This is a genomic window from Microbacterium ureisolvens (assembly GCF_019511645.1).
Lineage (GTDB): Bacteria > Actinomycetota > Actinomycetes > Actinomycetales > Microbacteriaceae > Microbacterium > Microbacterium ureisolvens_A.
In genome coordinates, this window is sequence record NZ_JAEUAX010000017.1 from 18,479 (window position 1) to 37,249 (window position 18,771).

The following is an 18,771-nucleotide window of genomic DNA, read 5'->3' on the forward strand; positions in this document are numbered from 1 at the left end:
TTTGGGGCGCCACTCGGGTTTGGGGCGCATGCGTGTCATTCGGGGCGCGCCGGACGCGCCCCGAATGGCAGCGACGCGCCCCAAACCCGGGAAGGTCCGCCGGGTCGAGGGCTGCCGTCAGGCGTCGAGCGCGGCGATGAGGTCGGACGGTGACGCCTGCAGCGGATGAGGACCGGCGATATCGAAGAAGACCGTGGTGATCTCGTCCTCGTGCGCACCGAGGAAGGCGCGCAGCCAGGCCGGCGACTGCAGCGCTACGCCCGGCGGCAGCGTCTCGGGCTTGTGCGCGGCATCGCTGAAGAGCAGCAGGGCGACGTCGCCGGTCTTCGCGTCGCGGTAGGTCCACACCTCGCCGACGTCGAGGGGGTTGTCGCGGTGGCCGGGTCGCATCAGCGGCACGACGGTCGGACCGTGCCTGAGCGCGAAGGCGACCGCGGCCATGTCCTGCGTCTGGAGCGCGTCGCCGAGCTGCGTGTTGCGGAACTCGAGCGGTTCCTTCGCTTTCTTCACACGCTTCTTGCCTGCCACCCGTCCAGCGTAATCGCCCGCAGAACGAGGACGCGGCGGGATCGTCAGGCGAGGAAGCCGCGCAGCAGGGCCTCCGAACCGGCGAGGTGTTCGAGGATGGCGGCTTCCGCAGCATCCGGTCGCCCCGCGAGGATCGCGGTCACGATGCGCTCGTGCTGAAGATTGGAGTGCTCGATGTTGCGCGGCAGCAGGGGGAACGTGTCGAGCCACTCGTTCACGCGCGCACGGTTCTCGGCGGCGAGCGCGACGAGCGACGGGATGCCGGCGAGCTCGGCGATCGTCAGGTGCAGCAGCGTGTCGAGCCGCCGGTAGTCCGATGCGGACGCCTCGGCCACGACCTCGTACCGCGCCCACAGCTCGTCGCGGGCAGCGGCGTCGAGCGTGCGACCGGCGGCGGCGCGGGCCGCGCCCGCCTCGAGCACGCGGCGAAGGCCGAGGACGTCTTCGAGCTCGGCCGGGGTGACGTCGCGCGGATGCGGCGGCTGCGGCAGCGGATCCGCGACGAAGGTGCCGCCGTACCGGCCGCGGCGGCGCACGAGGTAGCCGGTGTCGGCGAGCTCGCGGATCGCCTCGCGCACGGTGTCGCGACTTACGGCGTAGAGGACCGCGAGCTCTCGTTCCGACGGGAGAGACTCCCCCGGCGCGACGACGCCGAGCCGGATCGTCTGCACCAGGCGGGCGACCGTGTCTTCGAGCGCGTTGCCCTCGCGCACCGGCCGATACACGGCCTTGCGCACCTCCTGCAGCGGGGAGTCCGTCATGACTGAGCCGCGCGATCTGGCTCCTGGCCCAGGCTGCACGACGGCGCACCCCCGCAAGCGCGGGGGTGCGGCATCCACCCCCGTCGTTCTGCCTGAATTGCGAGCATGGCGAGACCTTACAGCGGCGTGACGTAGGCGTTGGTGATGCCGCCGTCCACGACGAACGCGGTGGCGGTGATGAACGACGCGTCGTCCGAGGCGAGGAAGGCGACCGCGGCGGCGAGTTCCTCGGGCTCGGCGAAGCGGCCCATCGGCACGTGGACGAGCCGACGCTGCGCCCGCTCCGGGTCCTTCGCGAAGAGCTCCTGCAGAAGCGGCGTGTTGACCGGCCCCGGACAGAGCGCGTTCACCCGAATGCCCTGTCGCGCGAACTGCACGCCGAGCTCGCGGGTCATCGCGAGCACGCCCCCCTTCGACGCTGTGTAGGAGATCTGCGAGGTCGCCGAGCCGAGCAGCGCCACGAACGACGCCGTGTTGATGATCGAGCCCCTGCCGGCCGGAACCATGTGGCGCAGCGCCGCGCGCGAGCACAGGTAGACGCTCTTCAGGTTGACATCCTGCACGCGATCCCACGCGGGCAGCTCCGTCGTCTCGATCGAGTCGTCGTCGGCGGGTGAGATGCCGGCGTTGTTGAACGCGATGTCCACACTCCCCAGATCGCCCGCGACCGAGTCGAACAGCATATTGACGGATGCCTCGTCCGCGACGTCCACCGGACGGAACAGGCCGTCCACCTCGGCGGCGGCACGCTCGCCGGCGGCGGGGTCGAGGTCGGCGATGACGACGCGCGCGCCCTCGGCCGCGAAGCGCCGAGCGGTCGCCAGGCCGATCCCGGAGGCGCCACCGGTGATGACGGCCACCCGGTCCTTGAGTCGCTGGGTCAGATCCATGCTGTTCCTCTTCCCTTCCGTTTCTGCCGTGCGAAGTCCGGACTTCGCCGGGTTCCGCGCCCCGAACCCCGCGAGATCCGGACATCGCCACCGTCGTGGGGGCCGGTCACGAGGCGTCCGTCGCGAAGAAGACGTTCTTGGTCTCGGTGAAGTGCTCGGCGGCGTCGGGACCGAGCTCGCGGCCGAGACCCGAGGCCTTCATGCCGCCGAAGGGGGTCCAATACCGCACCGAGGAGTGCGAGTTGACCGACAGCACGCCGCTCTTCACACCCCGCGAGACGCGCACGGCGCGGCCGAGGTTCTCGGTCCAGATGGAGCCCGCCAGCCCGTAGATCGTGTCGTTCGCCAGCTGGATCGCGTCGGCCTCGTCGTCGAAGGGCAGGACGGCGACCACGGGCCCGAAGACCTCTTCCCGCGCAAGCCGGTCGCCCCGATCGGCCAGGACCACGGTCGGGGCGAACCAGAACCCGTCGCCGGAGGGGGCCGAGCCGCGGAAGGCCACGTTCGCGCCGTCGAGGAACCCTTCGACACTGGACCGATGGGAGGCCGAGATCAACGGCCCCATCTCCGTCCCCTCGTCCGCAGGATCTCCGACCCGCCAGGACTGCACCGCCGGCTCGAGCAGTTCGAGGAAGCGGTCGTAGGCCGACCGCTCGACGAGGATGCGGCTGCGGGCGCAGCAGTCCTGCCCCGCGTTGTCGAACACGGCGCCGGGTGCCGAGGCCGCGGCCTTCTCGAGGTCGGCGTCGGCGAACACGATGTTGGCGCTCTTGCCGCCGAGCTCCAGGGTCACGGGCTTCAGCTCGCGCGCACATCCGGCCGCGACATCCGTCCCCACCGACGTCGAGCCCGTGAAGACGACCTTGCGCACGTCGGGATGCGAGACGAAGCGCTGCCCGACCACCGAGCCCGAGCCCGTCACGACTTCGAACAGCCCCTCGGGCAGTCCCGCGTGAAGCGCCAGCTCCCCCAGGCGCAGCGCCGTCAAGGGCGTGAGCTCCGCCGGTTTCAGCACGACCGCATTGCCGGCGGCGAGCGCCGGCGCGAAGCCCCACGACGCGATCGTCATCGGGAAGTTCCAGGGCACGATGATCCCGACCACGCCGTACGGCTCGTGGAAGGTCACGTCGAGACCACCCGCGACCGGGATCTGCTGTCCCGAGAGCCTCTCGGGCGCACCCGCGTAGAAGTTCAGCACCTGCGCGACGTGCGACGCCTCCCAGCGTGCCGAGCCGATCGGGTGCCCCGAGTTCAGCACCTCCAGTTGCGCCAGCTCCTCCACGTGGGCCTCGACGACGCGCGCGAACGACCGCAGCGCGTCGGCGCGCGCGACCGGCGGCAGTGCCGCCCACGAACGCTGTGCGACGACCGCGCGGGAGATCGCAGCATCCGTGTCGTCCACGCTCGCCCGTGGGATCTCGCGGATCGGCAGCGCGGTCGCCGGGTTGATGACGGTGAACACGGCGCTCATGCGCGTCCTGCTTTCTCGCCGTTGTGTCTCGATTCGGGCCGCACCAGCGACCGGGAGCGGCCGCAAGCGGGACGAGCTCGCCGTTGGAGGAGGCCTGACGCTCTCACGCGGTCACCTCCTGACCGCTCGAGCGGGACGCGAACACGGATGCCTCGGCCACGAGCCCTGCGAACAGGCGGCGATCCTCGCGGTTCTCCTCGGGGTGCCACTGGACGCCGACGACGTATCCCTCACCCTCGGACTCGAACGCCTGCACCAGCCCGTCGTCGGTGCGCGCGGTCGCCACGAGTCCCGCCCCGAGCCGGTCGATGCCCTGGTGGTGGTAGCTGTGCACCTCGAGGCTGCCGGCACCGACGAGCTCGGCCAGCCGGGAGCCCTCGTCGACCGTGACCTCGTTGGTCGCGAACACGCCGCCGCCGACGCGATACCGCTCGGTGCCGAGCGCCTCGGGCAGGTGCTGATGGAGCGTGCCGCCGCGCGAGACGTTGACGAGCTGGAGCCCGCGGCAGATCGCCAGCACCGGCGTCCGTCGCCTCTCCGCACCCCGGAAGAGGGCGAGCTCCCAGGCATCGCGGTCGGGACGCGCAGGATCGGTGAGCGGATGCCGCTGTGCGCCGTACAGCGACGGCTCGACGTCCACCCCTCCGGTGAGGATGAGTCCGTCGAGCCCGTCGAGCACGGCATCCGCCGCCGCCTGGGGCTCAGGCTGCGGCGGCAGCAGGACGGCGACGCCGCCCGAGGTGGTCACCGAGTCGAAGTACTGCTGCGGCAGGAAGGCCGCGGGGACGTCCCAGACTCCCTGCCTCGCCTGCTCGAGATACGTCGTCAGGCCGATGACGGGCTTCCTAGAGGCGTTCGAAGCCACGGACCCTCTCCCAGTCGGTCACGGCGGCGTCGTAGGCCTCGACCTCGATGCGCGCCTGGTTCAGGTAGTGGTCGACCATGTCCTCGCCGAACGCCGCGCGGGCGATCGCCGACTCGTCGAACAGCCGCGCCGCCTCGCGCAGCGTCGTCGGCAGGTGGTCGACGCCGGCGGTGTAGGCATTGCCCTCGAGACGGTCTGGCAGCGGCAATTCGTGCTCGATGCCGTGCAGGCCTCCCGCGATGATCGCGGCGATGCCGAGGTACGGGTTGACGTCGCCGCCGGGCACCCGATTCTCGACCCGGAGCGACGAGCCGTGGCCGATGACGCGCAACGCGCATGTGCGGTTGTCGAGACCCCACGCGATGCCGGTCGGGGCGAACGAGCCCTTGGCGAACCGCTTGTAGGAGTTGATGTTGGGGGCGTAGAGCAGCGTGAACTCGCGCAGCGTGGCCAGGATTCCGGCGATCCAGTGCTCCATGAGCGGGCTGAACCCGTGCTCGCCCTCACCCGCCATCACCGGGTCGCCCGTCGCCGAGCGCACCGACAGGTGGATGTGACAGCTGTTGCCCTCGCGCTCATTGAACTTCGCCATGAAGGTCAGCGACTTGCCGTGTTGCTCGGCGATGGCCTTCGCGCCGTTCTTGTAGATCGCGTGCTGATCGGCGGTCTCCTGCGCTTCCGCGTAGCGGAACGCGATCTCCTGCTGACCGAGGTTGCACTCGCCCTTGACGCCCTCGGTGTACAGCCCGGCCCTGTCCATCGACAGGCGGATGTCGCGCAGCAGCGGCTCCAGGCGGCCCGAGGCCAGGAGGTCGTAATCGACGTTGTAGTCGGTCGACGGCGTGAGGTCGCGGTAGCCCTTGGCCCAGGCATCCCGGTACGTGTCGTCGAAGACGATGAATTCGAGCTCGGTTCCCGAGAAGGCGACCAGGCCGCGGTCCGCGAGGCGCTGACGCTGGCGGTCCAGGATGGCGCGGGGCGACTGCACGACGGGCTCGCCACCCTCCCACGTGAGGTCGGCCATGACGAGCGCCGATCCGGGAAGCCACGGGATGCACCGGAGGGTGGAGACGTCGGGTCGCAGCATCATGTCGCCGTAGCCGGTCTCCCAGCTCGACATCGCGTAGCCGTCGACCGTATTCATGTCGACGTCGACCGAGAGCAGGTAGTTGCAGGCCTCGGCACCGTGCGGCAGCACCTCCTCCTGGAAGAGCCGCGCAGAGACCCGTTTGCCGACCAGGCGCCCCTGCGCATCGGCGAAGGCGACGACCACGGTGTCGATGTCACCCGCGGCGATCCCGGCGTTCAACTGCTCGACCGTGAGGTTGCCCGGCATCCGTTCCTCCTGCGGTGTCGACGTGCGACGAGACTCCTGAGCGCGGTCCTCCGGACCGCGTTCACCCGCACACTCTAACCAAAATCCGTTTCAAAGGTAGACACAGCCGACCATTAGGCGCCACAATCGGCGAAAAGCGCATGAGCGCGACCCGAGCGCACCTTCCTTCGCGAATCCTTGGAGAGCCGATGTCCCAAGCGAGCAGTGCCACTCCGCCGGAATCCCCGGCATCGTCCACCGACAGCTCTGCGAAGGTCGCGGGGGCGACCTATACACGCGCGGGCCAGGAGTACTTTCAGAAGCGCGGCCTGAAACGCAGCGCGGGAGTCTGGGGTCTGTGGGGCCTCGCCGTCGCCGCGGTCATCTCGGGCGACTTCTCGGGATGGAACTTCGGCATCGACTTCGCCGGCTTCGGCGGCATGCTGATCGCCTTCGCCATCCTCGTGGTCATGTACTACGGCATGATCTTCTCGATCGGCGAGATGGCGGCCGCCATGCCGCACACCGGCGGTGCCTACTCGTTCGCCCGCTCGGCGATGGGACCGTGGGGCGGTCTTGTCACCGGAGCCGCCGAGACGATCGAGTACGTCGCGACGACCGCGGTCATCGTCTACTTCTCGGCCAGCTACGCCGACGCGATCACCAGCCAGCTGCTCGACTTCTCGATGCCGACGTGGGTGTGGTGGATCATCCTGTACGCGGCGTTCATCGCGCTCAACGCCGCGGGCGCGAGCATCTCCTTCAGGTTCGCGATCGTCGTGTCGATCATCTCCATCGCGATCATCCTGGTGTTCTCGGTGATGGCGATCTTCTCCGGCCAGTTCAGCTGGGACAACCTCTTCGACATCCCGCCCGACCCCGGCCAGTCGGAGTTCCTGCCGCACGGCGTGATCCCGATCCTGTTCGCCCTGCCGTACGCGATGTGGTTCTTCCTCGGCATCGAGGAGCTCCCGCTCGCCGCGGAGGAGTCGCACAACCCGGTCCGCGACATCCCCCGCGCGGGCTTCATCGCCCGCACCACGCTCATCATCACGGGCCTGCTCGTGCTGTTCCTCAACACGGGTGTCGTGGGCGCCGCCGCCACCGGCGTCGCGAGCGAGCCGCTGCTCGACGGCTTCCGCGCGATCGTCGGCGACGAGCTCGCCGCCGTGCTCGCGCTGTTCGCCCTCATCGGCCTGCTCGCGTCGCTGCAGGGCATCATGTTCGCCTACGGGCGCAACATGTACTCGCTGTCGCGGGCCGGCTACTACCCGAAGTTCCTGTCCCTCACCGGAAAGCGCGCGACGCCATGGGTGGCGCTCGTGGTCGGCGCGGTGATCGGCTTCATCGCGCTGGTGCTGGTCGATTCGCTCGGTGGCGCGAGCGGCGTCGCCGGTGCGATCGTGCTCAACATCGCGATCTGGGGTGCGGTGATCGCATACACGCTGCAGATGGTGTCTTACGTGATCCTCCGCAGGAAGTTCCCGAACGCGAACCGCCCCTACCGGAGCCCCTGGGGCATCCCCGGAGCGGTCATCGCGGGCGCCGTCTCGGTGCTCATCTTCTTCGGATTCTTCATCAACGAGCCCGCTCGTCCGGCGATCGTCGCGATCGCGATCGTGTACGTCGTGATCCTCATCGGCTTCGCGCTGTACTTCCGTCACCGCCTCGTGCTCTCGCCCGAGGAGGAGTACGCGATCTCGGGCGGGGCGCACGGCGACCCGCAGGCGGAGGGCTACGACGCGATGGAGAAAGAGGTCTTCGACGACAAGTCCTAGGTGTTCGGCCAAGACACCTGTGCAGGGAGGCGGAGCGGGGCGGCCTGGGGGACGCCCCGCTCCACTGCGTCACGACGCGGACGCCACGGGCACGGATGCTGCGCCCCGACCCACCCGCCCGGCCCGAGGTGCACGTCAGTAGAGGAGGAACTGCTTCGGCTCGGTCGAGGGGATGCCGCCGATCTCGACCGACAGGTGATACGAGGCGCCGCCGCCGGGGGCCATCGGGCGGTTGCCGTCGGCGCAGGTGCCGACGGCCGAGCGGGTGCGATCCCACGACAGGGCCGTCGCGCTCGACACCGTCTGACCGGCGGCGATCAGCACGACCATGTCGCTGGGCTCGCTCTGGCAGTCGGTCGACCGCCACCAGATGTCGTCGCCGCTGGTGACGGTGAAGGACTGGGCGCTGGTGCCTACGTTCATCGTGCAGTCTGGGCCGTTGTTGGTGAGCTTGATGGTGAACTGCGGCTGCTGATCACCCGCGTACGTGTCGGCGCTGGTGACGGGCTCGACAGTGATCTCGCTGGCGACACAGGGCTGCGCGGCGGGAGTGGCCCCGGGCGTCGGGGTCTGGCCCTCGACGACCGCTCCTTCGACCGCGCCGGTATCGGTTCCGCCGCTCGTCGCCTGTGACGACGGCACCGGCAGCGACTCGGCCGCGTTCTTGCTCTGCGGCTTGTCGTCCGGCGACGTCGTCGCCGCGCCCGCCCAGGGCTGTGCGATGAGCAGCCACACGATCCCGGCGATCACGAGCAGCCCGACGATCAGCACGAGCCGCCGGCGGCGATACACCGCCTTCGAGGGGCGGCGTCGGGGGGTGGTGCCGGTCATGCTCAACAGGCTAACGGCGCGCGTCGCCTTCTCCCGTCGGCGCGCCCCGGATGCCGCGACCCGACGGCCGGCGGTGGGCGTTCGTCCGTCGCGCGCCGACGCGATCGGTCGCCTCGCGAGGCGACGACCGACCACACGAGCCGGTTCCCGTCGCGGGCTGGTCAGAGGCGCTTCAGCATGCGGGTGTTGCCGAGGGTGTTGGGCTTCACGTGCGCAAGGTCGAGGAACTCCGCGACGCCCTCGTCGGGCGAGCGGATGAGCTGCGAATAGACGTCGGGATCGACGACCTGCTCGCCGATCTGCTCGAATCCGCGGCGCGTGAAGAAGTCGACCTCGAAGGTGAGGCAGAACAGGCGGGTGAGGCCGAGGGTGCGGGCGTTCGCCTCGAGGCCCTCGACGATCGCGCGACCCACGCCGTGGTGCAGCCAGCCGTCGGCGACGATCAGGGTGCGGACCTCGCCGAGGTCCTCCCACATGACGTGCAGGGCACCGCAGCCGATGAGGTCGCCGTTCGCGTCCTCGGCGACGAGGAACTGCTGCGTGGCCTCATAGAGCACCACGAGGTCCTTGCCGAGCAGGATCCGCCGCTGCACGAACGGCTCGAGGAGCGCCTGGATGCGGCGGACGTCGCTCGTGCGCGCCGGCCTGACGGTGAACTCTGCCACCCGTCCAGCGTAGAGCCGTCCGCGCCCGGGAATGACGAAGAGCGGATGCCGAGGCATCCGCTCTTCGTTCGAATCAGGTCAGGAGTTGGCTGCGAGGTCGGGCGTGGCGGTGATCTCGCCGTTGTGGACGACGCCCACCGCGACCTTCTCGCCGCGCGGGCCGTGCTCGAACACGAACTCGCCGTTCTGCGCGTCCACCTTCACGTGGTCGCCCGCGTCGAGCTCACCGTGCAGGATCTTCTCCGACAGGCGGTCCTCGATCTCACGCTGCATCGCGCGACGCAGCGGCCGGGCGCCGAGTGCGGGATCGAAGCCGATCTCGATCAGCTTGTCCTTCGCAGCATCCGTCAGCTCCACCGTCATGTCGCGGTCGAGCAGGCGCTCGCCGAGGCGCTTGGTGAACAGGCCCACGATCTGGCGCAGCTCGTCCTTGTCGAGCTGCGGGAAGACGATGATGTCGTCGACGCGGTTCAGGAACTCGGGCTTGAAGTTGCGCTTCAGCTCCTCGTTGACCTTGCCCTTCATCCGCTCGTACGTGGTGCCGCTGTTGCCCTCGACCTGGAAGCCCACCGGGCCGCCGGCGATCGCCGACGAACCGAGGTTCGTCGTCATGATGATCACCGTGTTCTTGAAGTCGATCACGCGACCCTGACCGTCGGTCAGGCGACCCTCTTCGAGGATCTGCAGGAGCGAGTTGAAGATGTCGGGGTGGGCCTTCTCGATCTCGTCGAAGAGCACCACCGAGAACGGCTTGCGGCGCACCTTCTCCGTGAGCTGGCCGCCCTCCTCGAATCCGACGAAGCCGGGAGGAGCACCGAACAGGCGAGAGACGGTGTGCTTCTCGCCGAACTCCGACATGTCGAGCGAGATGAGCGCGTGCTCGTCGTCGAAGAGGAACTCGGCGAGAGCCTTGGCAAGCTCGGTCTTTCCGACGCCCGTGGGGCCGGCGAAGATGAACGAGCCGGAGGGGCGCTTCGGGTCCTTGAGGCCCGCACGCTGGCGGCGGATCGTCTTCGAGAGGGCGGCGATCGCCTCCTCCTGGCCGATGACGCGCTGGTGCAGCGCCTTCTCCATGAAGACGAGGCGGCTCGACTCCTCCTCGGTGAGCTTGAACACCGGGATGCCGGTCGCCTGCGCGAGCACCTCGGCGATCAGACCCTCGTCGACGACGGCGTGGCTGGCGACGTCGCCCGAGCGCCACTGCTTCTCGAGGCGCAGCCGCTCGGCGAGGAGGGACTTCTCCTCGTCGCGCAGCGACGCGGCCTTCTCGAAGTCCTGGTCCTCGGAGGCGCGCTCCTTGTCTTCGCGCACCTTGGCGATCTTCTCGTCGAACTCCCGCAGCTCGGGCGGGCTCGAGAGGATCGACAGACGCAGGCGGGCGCCGGCCTCGTCGATCAGGTCGATGGCCTTGTCGGGAAGGAACCGGTCCGAGATGTAACGGTCGGCGAGGTTCGCGGCAGCGACGATCGCGCCGTCCGTGATCTGCACCTTGTGGTGCGCCTCGTAGCGGTCGCGCAGCCCCTTCAGGATGTTGATCGCGTGGGGCAGGCTCGGCTCGGCGACCTGGATCGGCTGGAAACGACGCTCGAGCGCAGCGTCCTTCTCGAAGTGCTTGCGGTACTCGTCGAGCGTGGTGGCACCGATCGTCTGGAGCTCGCCACGGGCGAGGAGCGGCTTCAGGATCGACGCGGCGTCGATCGCGCCCTCGGCGGCACCCGCACCCACGAGGGTGTGGATCTCGTCGATGAAGACGATGATGTCGCCACGCGTGCGGATCTCCTTGGTGACCTTCTTCAGGCGCTCCTCGAAGTCACCGCGGTAGCGGGATCCGGCGATGAGCGAGCCGAGGTCGAGCGAGTAGAGCTGCTTGTCCTTGAGCGTCTCGGGCACATCGCCCTTGACGATGGCCTGCGCGAGGCCCTCGACGACCGCCGTCTTGCCGACGCCCGGCTCGCCGATGAGGACGGGGTTGTTCTTGGAGCGGCGCGACAGGATCTGCATCACGCGCTCGATCTCCTTCTCGCGCCCGATGACCGGGTCGAGCTTGTTGTCGCGTGCGGCCTGCGTGAGGTTGCGGCCGAACTGGTCGAGCACTTGCGAGCCTCCCTGCGTGGTGCCCTGGGTCTGCTCGCCCTGACCGCTCGCGACGCCCGCCGGCTCCTTGCCCTGGTAGCCCGAGAGCAGCTGGATGACCTGCTGGCGCACCTTGTTGAGGTCGGCGCCGAGCTTGACGAGCACCTGGGCGGCGACGCCCTCGCCCTCGCGGATGAGGCCCAGGAGGATGTGCTCGGTGCCGATGTAGTTGTGACCGAGCTGCAGTGCCTCGCGGAGGCTGAGCTCGAGCACCTTCTTGGCGCGGGGGGTGAACGGGATGTGGCCGGTCGGCTGCTGCTGGCCCTGCCCGATGATGTCCTGCACCTGCTCGCGCACGGCATCGAGCGAGATGCCCAGGCTCTCGAGCGCCTTGGCGGCGACGCCCTCACCCTCGTGGATGAGACCGAGCAGGATGTGCTCGGTGCCGATGTAGTTGTGGTTCAGCATCTTCGCCTCTTCCTGGGCGAGGACGACCACACGACGGGCACGGTCGGTGAATCTCTCGAACATCGTTCACTCCTCCGGGGCGCCTCGGGACGGCCTGCCCACTGCGCCTTACATCGAGGGTAGCCAGCGCCTCGTGAGCGCACGGCCGTGTTCGCCGTGGGCATAGCGCGGCGGTCCGGGCCTTGACATGAGGGGGACGCCTTGCGCCGCGGCATCCCTTCGGGTTATCGTTTTTCGATAATAACGTTTATCGATATGGATCGGGGTCACAGGATGTACGCCACGCACCGAACTACCGTGAGCACCGGCGACGCCGTCGCTCTCGGGATCATAGCCACCGGCGCGGTCAGCGTGGCGGTAGCCGCCCTCGTCGCCGGCGTCCGGGCGGCGTTCGAGGTCTTCGGCACCGACCCCACCGTCGCGATGCCCGTCACCGGCGGCGACGTCGAAGCCCTCGACGGGGTCACCGACATCACCGCCGCCGTCTACACCTCGGCCGACGTCACCTTCGCGTCGCTGCCGACCGCGGTGAGCTGGCTCCTGCTGCTCGAAGTCGCACTGCCCGCTCTCGCCACGATCGGCGTCTGCGCCGTCGCCTGGTGGCTCGGCGTCTCGCTGATCCGCGGACGGCCGTTCCGCGCGTCGATGCCGGCGGCGATCGGCGTCGTCGCGTGCCTCGTGATCGCGGGCGGACTGTTCGGGCAGTTCGCGGGGGCCTGGGGTCGCGCGATGCTCGTGGAGCACCTGGCGGCGACCGACGAAGCGGTCACCGACGTCTTCTGGATCTTCCTGCTGCCGCTGGACCTGACGCCGATCGGCTGGGGCTTCGCTCTCGCGCTCGTGGCGGGGGCGTTCCAGATCGGATCACGCCTGCAGCGCGACACGGAAGGACTCGTGTGACCCCCGCCGACGACGAGGGCCCGAGCGGCGTCCACTGCCGGCTCGACGAGCTGCTCGAAGCGCGCGGCATGACCCTCACCCGCCTGGCGGAGCTGGTCGGGGTCTCGGTCGTGAACCTCTCGATCCTCAAGAACGACCGGGCGCGCGCCATCCGCTACTCGACGCTGTCGGCCATCTGCCGGGCGCTCGACTGCGAGATCGGCGACCTGCTCGTGCGGGCGGACTGAACCGCGGGCCCGCCCGCGACTGCTGCAGTTTCCTGCAACTGCCGTGTCGCGACGCAGCAGTTGCAGGCGACTGCAGCGCTCGGCCCCGCCGACGACCCCGTGGATCACGGATGCCGCGAGCCGCGGCATCCGTGATCACCGGCGTCAGTTGGGGTAGATGGGGATGCGGATGTTGTCGAACTCGCCGCCGGTGAGGATCGCGAAGGTCTCGGCGTCCTCGTCCTCGAGGCCGTTAACGGCGGTCACGACACCGCGCGGGGCCATGTCCATCGTGCAGACCTGGTCGGCGGGCGGGGTGACGAAGGTCACGGTGACCTCGGTCGCGCTCGTCGCCTCAGTGTTCTCGACCTGCGGCGCGCACGAGGAAGAGCCCCACGTGAGGATCACGAACTGACCGTCGACATCCGTCCAGCCCGCGCTCGGCAGGTAGTCGGCCTCACCGCCGACTTCGAGGCCTGCGACGCCCTCGAGGTCGGTGTCGCCGTGCCATCCGTCACCGGTCACCTCGATCTCGACGCCGTTGACCGGGTCGACGTCGGTGGGCGTGCCCACGAGGGTCACGCGCGGAACGAGGTCGGCGGTGCACGCCTTGTCGGTCTCGGCGTCGACGAGGGTGACCATCATCACTCCGTCGTCGTAGGTCGCCTCCTCAGCGACGGGGATGCACGTGGAGCTGCCCTGCGTGAGGATGCCGATCATGCGACCGCCATCGAGCCAGGCCGCGCTGACTTCCTGCTCGTCGCCATCGTCGTCCGTGCTGGTGGTCACCGGCGACGGCGTGGTGCCGCCCGTGCCGGCGGGCGCGGCGCAGGCGGTCAGAAGGCCTGCGGCGAGGAGCGCCAGGCCGAGCCCGGCGAGCAGTGAACGGGAGCGAACAGGCATGCGAGGCCTCCTGGAGTTCCGCGGATGCCCCCGGCATCCGTCCCCCATATCGTGTCGCAGATCATCCTGAAATCTCAGCATCTCGATCACATGAAGGTCACGATGAGCGGGAACCCGCCATTACTGCAGCGCCGATGTGAGACGCGCGAGATTGTCGAGCACCGTCGAGCGCAGCGGCTGCTTCTCCCACTCCTCGAGCGTGAGTTCCCGTGAGAGGGACCGGTACATGTCTTCGACCGCGCGCATCTCGCGCACGAACTCCTCACCGCGCACGAGCATCGAGATCTCCATGTTGAGACCGAACGAGCGCATGTCCATGTTGCTCGAGCCGACGATGGCGACCTCGTCGTCGATGGTGAGGCTCTTCGTGTGCAGGATGAACGGCTTCTTGTACATCCAGATCTTCACACCCGCTCGAAGCAGCGCCTCGTAATAGCTGCGCTGGGCGTGGTAGACGATCGCCTGATCCCCCTCCTCCGACACGAAGAGCTCGACATGGATGCCGCGCTGGCACGCCGTCGTGATCGCGAGGAGCATCGCCTCGTCGGGTACGAAATACGGGCTCACCACGATGATCTTGCGCTGCGCCGCGTAGAGCAGGCCGGCGAAGAGCTTGAGGTTGTTCTGGAACTCGAACCCCGGCCCCGACGGCACGATCTGGCAGTCGAGATCGCCCGGCCCGCTGCGCACGTCGAAGAGGTCGATCTGATCGGTGAGCACCTCGTCGGTCTCGCTGTACCAGTCGCTCAAGAAGACGGCATTGACGGATGCTACGACCGGGCCCTCGATGCGCGCCATCAGGTCGACCCAGTGCAGGCCGCGCTTGATGTTCTTGCGCAGGTTGTACGTCGAATCCGTGACGTTCTGCGACCCGGTGAACGCGACCCGGCCGTCGACGACGAGCAGCTTGCGGTGATTGCGCAGGTCGGGGCGCTGATACTTGCCGCGCAGCGGCTGCACCGGGAGCATGAGGTGCCATTGCGCGCCCATGGCCGTCAGGCGCTTGAGGGTTCGCTTGTAGAACGGCTTGCCGCGGTTCGCCCAGTGGTCGAGGAGCACGCGCACGGTCACGCCCCGAGCCGCCGCCTCTTCGAGGGCGCGGAAGAAGTTGTCGGTCGCGGCATCCGCCTGCAGGATGTAGAACTCGACGTGCACGAACCGCTCCGCCTCACGGATGGCGGCAGCCATCGAATCGAGGCTCTCCTGATAGCCGGGGATCAGGTGCGCGGAGTTGTCGCCCGCCAGCGGCATCGCTCCGAGATTGCGGTTGAGCGTCACGAGCGACGTGAACCAGCTGGGAGCGTGCGGACGAAGCGTGCCGAAGTCCAGTGAGGCGCTGGTGTCGTGGATGTAGTCGTTGATGCGCTCCTGCTTGCGACGTCGCTTGCGCGGAAGCCGGGGGTTCCCGATGAGCAGGAACAGGAACACGCCGATGATCGGGATGAAGTAGATCGCCAGCAGCCACGCCATCGCGGCGGTGGGGCGGCGGTTGCGCGGCACCACGATGATCGCCGTGATGCGGATGACGATGTCGAGGATGAAGACGAGCACCACCCACCACGTCGCGTCGAACGTGATGGTGATCATCGAGCGGAGCCTCTCCCCGGCCGTCGGGCGGATCCGCCCGATCGGACGCGCCGACGGGCGGTGTGCCCACACTATCGGGGGCGGAGGACGCGGCCTCGCATCCGAGGTCGGCGGCTGCCGGGCGCGCGCTCAGCCCGACATGCGGCGCGGGTCAGGCGTCGGTGGAGGCGGCGCCGGGCCCGACCGGCGGCAGCCCGCGCTTGGCGCGCTCTTCGGCCTCGATCTTCGCGTACACGCGACGCTCGGTGCGGTCCGCCCGGATGATGCTGCGCAGCACGAAGAAGAAGATCAGCGAGACGAGGACGGTCGGCAGGAGCGTCCAGAGCGCCGCGACCCAGTAATCCATGCCTTCAAGGATACGCCGTGCGGGTATCGCCTCCTCCCCAGGGGCCTGCGCGGACTCTTTCCGCCGGCCTGTCCACAGGCGTGAGCCCCTTCCTCCCCAGGGCGCCTGTCGCCGCCCGGCCGATCCGGTGTCTGTGGAGACTCGGGCGGAGGGCTCCGGCGTCACGACACTCGTCCCATGACTCCCACCGTCGTCAAAGCCGCGGACGCCGCGCAGTTCCTCTCCTTCCTGCCCCGCATGCTGGGCTATCACCCGTCGCAGAGCCTCGTCGTGATCCCGTTCCACGGCGCCCGCAGCCTCGGCGCGATGCGGTTCGACCTCCCCGGCGGCGACGAGGACGCCGTCGACCGCGTCGCCGCGACCGTCACCGGCATGGTGTGCCGGCTCGCCGAGGCCGACGCGGTCGCCGCCATCGCGTACACCGGTGCGAAGTTCTCGGACGAGGAGCGGATGCCGCATCACGACCTCCTCACCGCGCTCGAGCGCCGCGCCGATGCGTGCGGACTGCGGGTGACCGATCTGCTGTGCGTCGCCGCGGATGGGTGGGGGTCGGTCTTCGACGCCGGGTGTCCGGCCGCGGGCCGGCCGCTCGGCGACCTGGAGTGGATCGGCGCCGGGGACATCCCGGAGCCCGACGGCGATCAGGCGACCGGGGCGGAGCTGCCGGGGTGCTCGGCAGAGGAGCGCGTTCGGGTGGCGCAGGCGATGACCGCGCTCGACACCGCGATCGCCGTGCTGTGCGGACCGCCGGCCGGGGGCGGCACCGCCGAGGGCGCCGCACGGTCGGCTCGCACCGAGTGCAAGGACGGGATCACGGGTGAGGCGCGCGGTGGGGGTGCTCCCCCCGACGGAGCCGGACGCGGCGACGGGACGAGCGACCTCGGCCCCGTTCCCGCGCCGGTATCGGGCGTGGCGGAGGACGAGGCATCCGTCACCGACGAGGCGGCGCGGGTCGACCCGCGGGCGCTCGCCGCGGTGTGCCGGTTCGACGATCTGCCCGGGTTCTTCGAGGATGCCCTGGCACGACCGGTCGACGCGGCGGACCCGTACGACGTCGCCGCCCTCGTGTGGTGCCTGGCACGCCCGTCGCTGCGGGACGTGGCGCTCGTGCAGTGGAGCGGCAACCTCGCCCAGGGCGACGAGGCCCTCGACGCGCAGCTGCGGTGGGAGTCGGGCGAAGAGTACCCGCCGCACCTGGCGATGCGCATGTGGGGCGAGGGCGACAGCCCGCAGGTGTCGCGCCTCGAGACCGCGCTCGAGCTGGCGCGGCACACGGCCGCGGCCGCGCCCCGCGACGCGCGGCCCGGGTCGCTCGCGATGTGCGCGTGGCTGTCATGGGCCCTCGGCCGCTCGACGCACGCCGCCGCCTACGCGGAGCGCGCGTGCGAGATCGAGCCGGAGCACGGGCTGTCGCAGATCGTGCTCTCGTTCGTGAGCGCCGGGCATCTGCCCGACTGGGCGTTCCAGCGCGCGGGGGCGCGGTGATCCGCGCTGGGTGCGATCCCGCGGGCGGACTACTTGACGAGCGGGAACAGGATCGTCTCGCGGATGCCGAGCCCGGTCACCGCCATCAGCAGACGATCGATGCCCATGCCCATGCCCCCGGTCGGCGGCATGCCGTGCTCGAGTGCGCGGAGGAACTCCTCGTCGATGCGCATGGCCTCCAGGTCTCCCTTGGCGGCGAGCTTGGCCTGCTCGACGAACCGCTCGCGCTGGATCACCGGGTCGACGAGCTCGGAGTAGCCGGTGGCGAGCTCGAAGCCGCGCACGTACAGGTCCCACTTCTCCACGACGCCGGCGATCGAGCGGTGCTCGCGGACAAGCGGGCTCGTGTCGACGGGGAAGTCCATCACGAAGGTCGGGCGCACCAGGCCCGGCTTCACGAAGTGCTCCCACAGCTCCTCGACGAGCTTGCCGTGGATGGCGTGCGGCGGCAGATCGAGGCCTTCGGCCTCGGCGAGCGCGACGAGATCCTCGAACGGCGTCTGGGGCGTGATCGAGCGGCCGGCCGCCTCCGACAGCGACTCGTACATCGAGAGGCGGTCCCACTGGCCGCCCAGGTCGTACTCGGTGCCGTCCGCCCACGTCACCGTGGTCGAACCCGAGATCGCGATCGCCGCGTTCTGGATCAGCTCCTGCGTGAGGTCGGCGATGCCGTTGTAGTCGCTGTACGCCTGGTAGGCCTCCAGCATCGCGAACTCGGGGCTGTGCGTGGAGTCGGCGCCCTCGTTGCGGAAGTTGCGGTTGATCTCGAAGACCCGGTCGATGCCGCCGACCACCGCACGCTTGAGGAACAGCTCGGGCGCGATGCGCAGGTACAGGTCGGTGTCGAAGGCGTTGGAGTGGGTGATGAACGGGCGCGCGGACGCACCGCCGTGCTGCACCTGCAGCATCGGGGTCTCGACCTCGATGAAGTCGTGCGACGCGAAGGTGTTTCGCAGGCTCGCGTTGACCTTCGCGCGCGCGAGGACGGTCTCGCGGGCGCGGTCGCGCACGATGAGGTCGAGGAAGCGGCTGCGGACGCGGCTCTCCTCGCTGAGCTCGGAGTGGAGGTTGGGCAGCGGAAGCACGGCCTTCGATGCGATGCGCCAGTCGGACACCATGATCGACAGCTCGCCGCGACGACTCGAGATGACCTCACCCGAGACGAACACGTGGTCGCCGAGGTCGACGAGTTCCTTCCACGCCTGGAGCGACTCGTCGCCGACCGCCGCGAGCGACACCATCGCCTGGATGCGGCTGCCGTCGCCGGCCTGCAGCGAGGCGAAGCAGAGCTTTCCGGTGTTGCGGCTGAAGACCACGCGGCCTGCGACAGCGGCGGTGACACCGGTCTCAGCGCCCGCCTCGAGGTCGGCGTACCGCTCGCGCAGCGCCGGGATCGTGTCGGTGATGGGCACGCCGACCGGGTACGCCCCGCCGGCGGCGTCCGCTCGCTCGGCGATCAGACGCTCGCGCTTCGCCAGCCGCACGGCCTTCTGCTCGGAGGCTTCGACAAGCTCGGCAACCGAGGGGTCGGTCGGCTCGGCGGTCTCGGCGGGCGAGGTCGTGTCGGTCACGGGGTGTGCTCCTCGGTGGGGGTTCTCCGCAGAACGCGGACCCCCAAGTCTACCGAGGTGCTCCACGGCGCGAGTAAGGTCGGGGGCGGCTCCTGGAACGCCCACCTCGACACGATCGGACGATGCGA

17 protein-coding genes are annotated in these 18,771 nt (G+C 69.5%); 4 read left to right on the forward strand and 13 right to left on the reverse strand.

Going from position 1 to position 18,771, the window contains the following annotated elements:
• Positions 1-117 precede the first annotated feature (117 nt).
• The 6 genes from JNB61_RS18765 to JNB61_RS18790 all read right to left on the reverse strand — a co-directional run bounded on the left by JNB61_RS18765 (position 118) and on the right by JNB61_RS18790 (position 5,851).
• The gene (locus JNB61_RS18765) at positions 118-528 is read right to left on the reverse strand and encodes a dehydrogenase (protein WP_159847337.1); all 411 of its coding nucleotides are present in this window, start codon (positions 526-528) and stop codon (positions 118-120) included.
• Positions 529-572: 44 nt separating this feature from the next.
• Complete coding sequence (locus JNB61_RS18770; protein WP_220292887.1) at positions 573-1,289, reverse strand: FadR/GntR family transcriptional regulator; 717 nt, start codon at positions 1,287-1,289, stop codon at positions 573-575.
• 116 nt (positions 1,290-1,405) lie between these two features.
• Positions 1,406-2,179 carry a 3-oxoacyl-ACP reductase gene (locus tag JNB61_RS18775; RefSeq protein WP_220292886.1) on the reverse strand — a complete coding sequence of 258 codons (774 nt, stop codon included), beginning with the start codon at positions 2,177-2,179 and terminating at the stop codon, positions 1,406-1,408.
• Between the two features lie 106 nt (positions 2,180-2,285).
• The gene (locus JNB61_RS18780; protein ID WP_220340630.1) at positions 2,286-3,650 is read right to left on the reverse strand and encodes an aldehyde dehydrogenase family protein; all 1,365 of its coding nucleotides are present in this window, start codon (positions 3,648-3,650) and stop codon (positions 2,286-2,288) included.
• Between the two features lie 103 nt (positions 3,651-3,753).
• Positions 3,754-4,515 (reverse strand): gamma-glutamyl-gamma-aminobutyrate hydrolase family protein, encoded by a 762-nt coding sequence (locus tag JNB61_RS18785; RefSeq protein ID WP_220340631.1) that lies wholly within the window; start codon positions 4,513-4,515, stop codon positions 3,754-3,756.
• Positions 4,496-5,851, reverse strand: a complete 1,356-nt coding sequence (locus JNB61_RS18790) for a glutamine synthetase family protein (protein ID WP_220340632.1) — start codon at positions 5,849-5,851, stop codon at positions 4,496-4,498. The genes JNB61_RS18785 and JNB61_RS18790 overlap by 20 nt, the downstream gene beginning before the upstream one ends.
• 188 nt (positions 5,852-6,039) lie before the next feature.
• Here JNB61_RS18790 and JNB61_RS18795 point away from each other — a divergent pair, with 188 nt between their 5' ends.
• The gene (locus JNB61_RS18795; protein ID WP_220340633.1) at positions 6,040-7,608 is read left to right on the forward strand and encodes an amino acid permease; all 1,569 of its coding nucleotides are present in this window, start codon (positions 6,040-6,042) and stop codon (positions 7,606-7,608) included.
• Positions 7,609-7,743: 135 nt separating this feature from the next.
• Here JNB61_RS18795 and JNB61_RS18800 read toward each other — a convergent pair whose 3' ends face one another.
• From JNB61_RS18800 to JNB61_RS18810, 3 genes are all read right to left on the reverse strand, one after another.
• Positions 7,744-8,439, reverse strand: a complete 696-nt coding sequence (locus tag JNB61_RS18800; protein ID WP_220292279.1) for a type II secretion system protein M — start codon at positions 8,437-8,439, stop codon at positions 7,744-7,746.
• A 161-nt stretch (positions 8,440-8,600) separates the two neighbouring features.
• A complete protein-coding gene (locus JNB61_RS18805; protein ID WP_159847360.1) occupies positions 8,601-9,104 on the reverse strand; it encodes an amino-acid N-acetyltransferase in 504 nt (167 codons plus the stop codon).
• A gap of 78 nt (positions 9,105-9,182) precedes the next feature.
• On the reverse strand, positions 9,183-11,708 hold the full coding sequence (locus JNB61_RS18810) for an ATP-dependent Clp protease ATP-binding subunit (RefSeq protein ID WP_220340634.1): 2,526 nt from the start codon (positions 11,706-11,708) through the stop codon (positions 9,183-9,185).
• 234 nt (positions 11,709-11,942) lie between these two features.
• Between JNB61_RS18810 and JNB61_RS18815 the strand changes: the two genes are divergently transcribed.
• Together JNB61_RS18815 and JNB61_RS18820 are read left to right on the forward strand one after the other, a co-directional pair.
• Positions 11,943-12,545: a hypothetical protein gene (locus tag JNB61_RS18815; RefSeq protein ID WP_223215316.1), complete on the forward strand. Its 603-nt coding sequence runs from the start codon at positions 11,943-11,945 to the stop codon at positions 12,543-12,545.
• Entirely contained in the window at positions 12,542-12,772 is a 231-nt protein-coding gene (locus JNB61_RS18820; RefSeq protein ID WP_220292267.1) for a helix-turn-helix domain-containing protein, read from the forward strand. Before JNB61_RS18815 ends, JNB61_RS18820 begins: the two co-directional genes overlap by 4 nt.
• Before the next feature lie 144 nt (positions 12,773-12,916).
• On the opposite strand, the gene JNB61_RS18825 is transcribed toward JNB61_RS18820, so the two are convergent.
• The 3 genes from JNB61_RS18825 to JNB61_RS18835 form a co-directional block, all read right to left on the reverse strand.
• Complete coding sequence (locus tag JNB61_RS18825; RefSeq protein WP_220340635.1) at positions 12,917-13,654, reverse strand: hypothetical protein; 738 nt, start codon at positions 13,652-13,654, stop codon at positions 12,917-12,919.
• A gap of 120 nt (positions 13,655-13,774) precedes the next feature.
• A complete protein-coding gene (cls, locus tag JNB61_RS18830; protein WP_220292256.1) occupies positions 13,775-15,241 on the reverse strand; it encodes a cardiolipin synthase in 1,467 nt (488 codons plus the stop codon).
• 151 nt (positions 15,242-15,392) lie between these two features.
• Complete coding sequence (locus tag JNB61_RS18835) at positions 15,393-15,587, reverse strand: hypothetical protein (protein ID WP_220292254.1); 195 nt, start codon at positions 15,585-15,587, stop codon at positions 15,393-15,395.
• A gap of 177 nt (positions 15,588-15,764) precedes the next feature.
• Here JNB61_RS18835 and JNB61_RS18840 point away from each other — a divergent pair, with 177 nt between their 5' ends.
• Positions 15,765-17,072, forward strand: coding sequence for a DUF4192 family protein (locus JNB61_RS18840; RefSeq protein ID WP_220340636.1), 1,308 nt, complete (start codon positions 15,765-15,767; stop codon positions 17,070-17,072).
• Positions 17,073-17,101: 29 nt separating this feature from the next.
• Here the strand turns inward: JNB61_RS18840 and lysS are convergent, their stop codons facing one another.
• Positions 17,102-18,643, reverse strand: coding sequence for a lysine--tRNA ligase (gene lysS, locus JNB61_RS18845; protein ID WP_220292250.1), 1,542 nt, complete (start codon positions 18,641-18,643; stop codon positions 17,102-17,104).
• Positions 18,644-18,771: the final 128 nt, after the last annotated feature.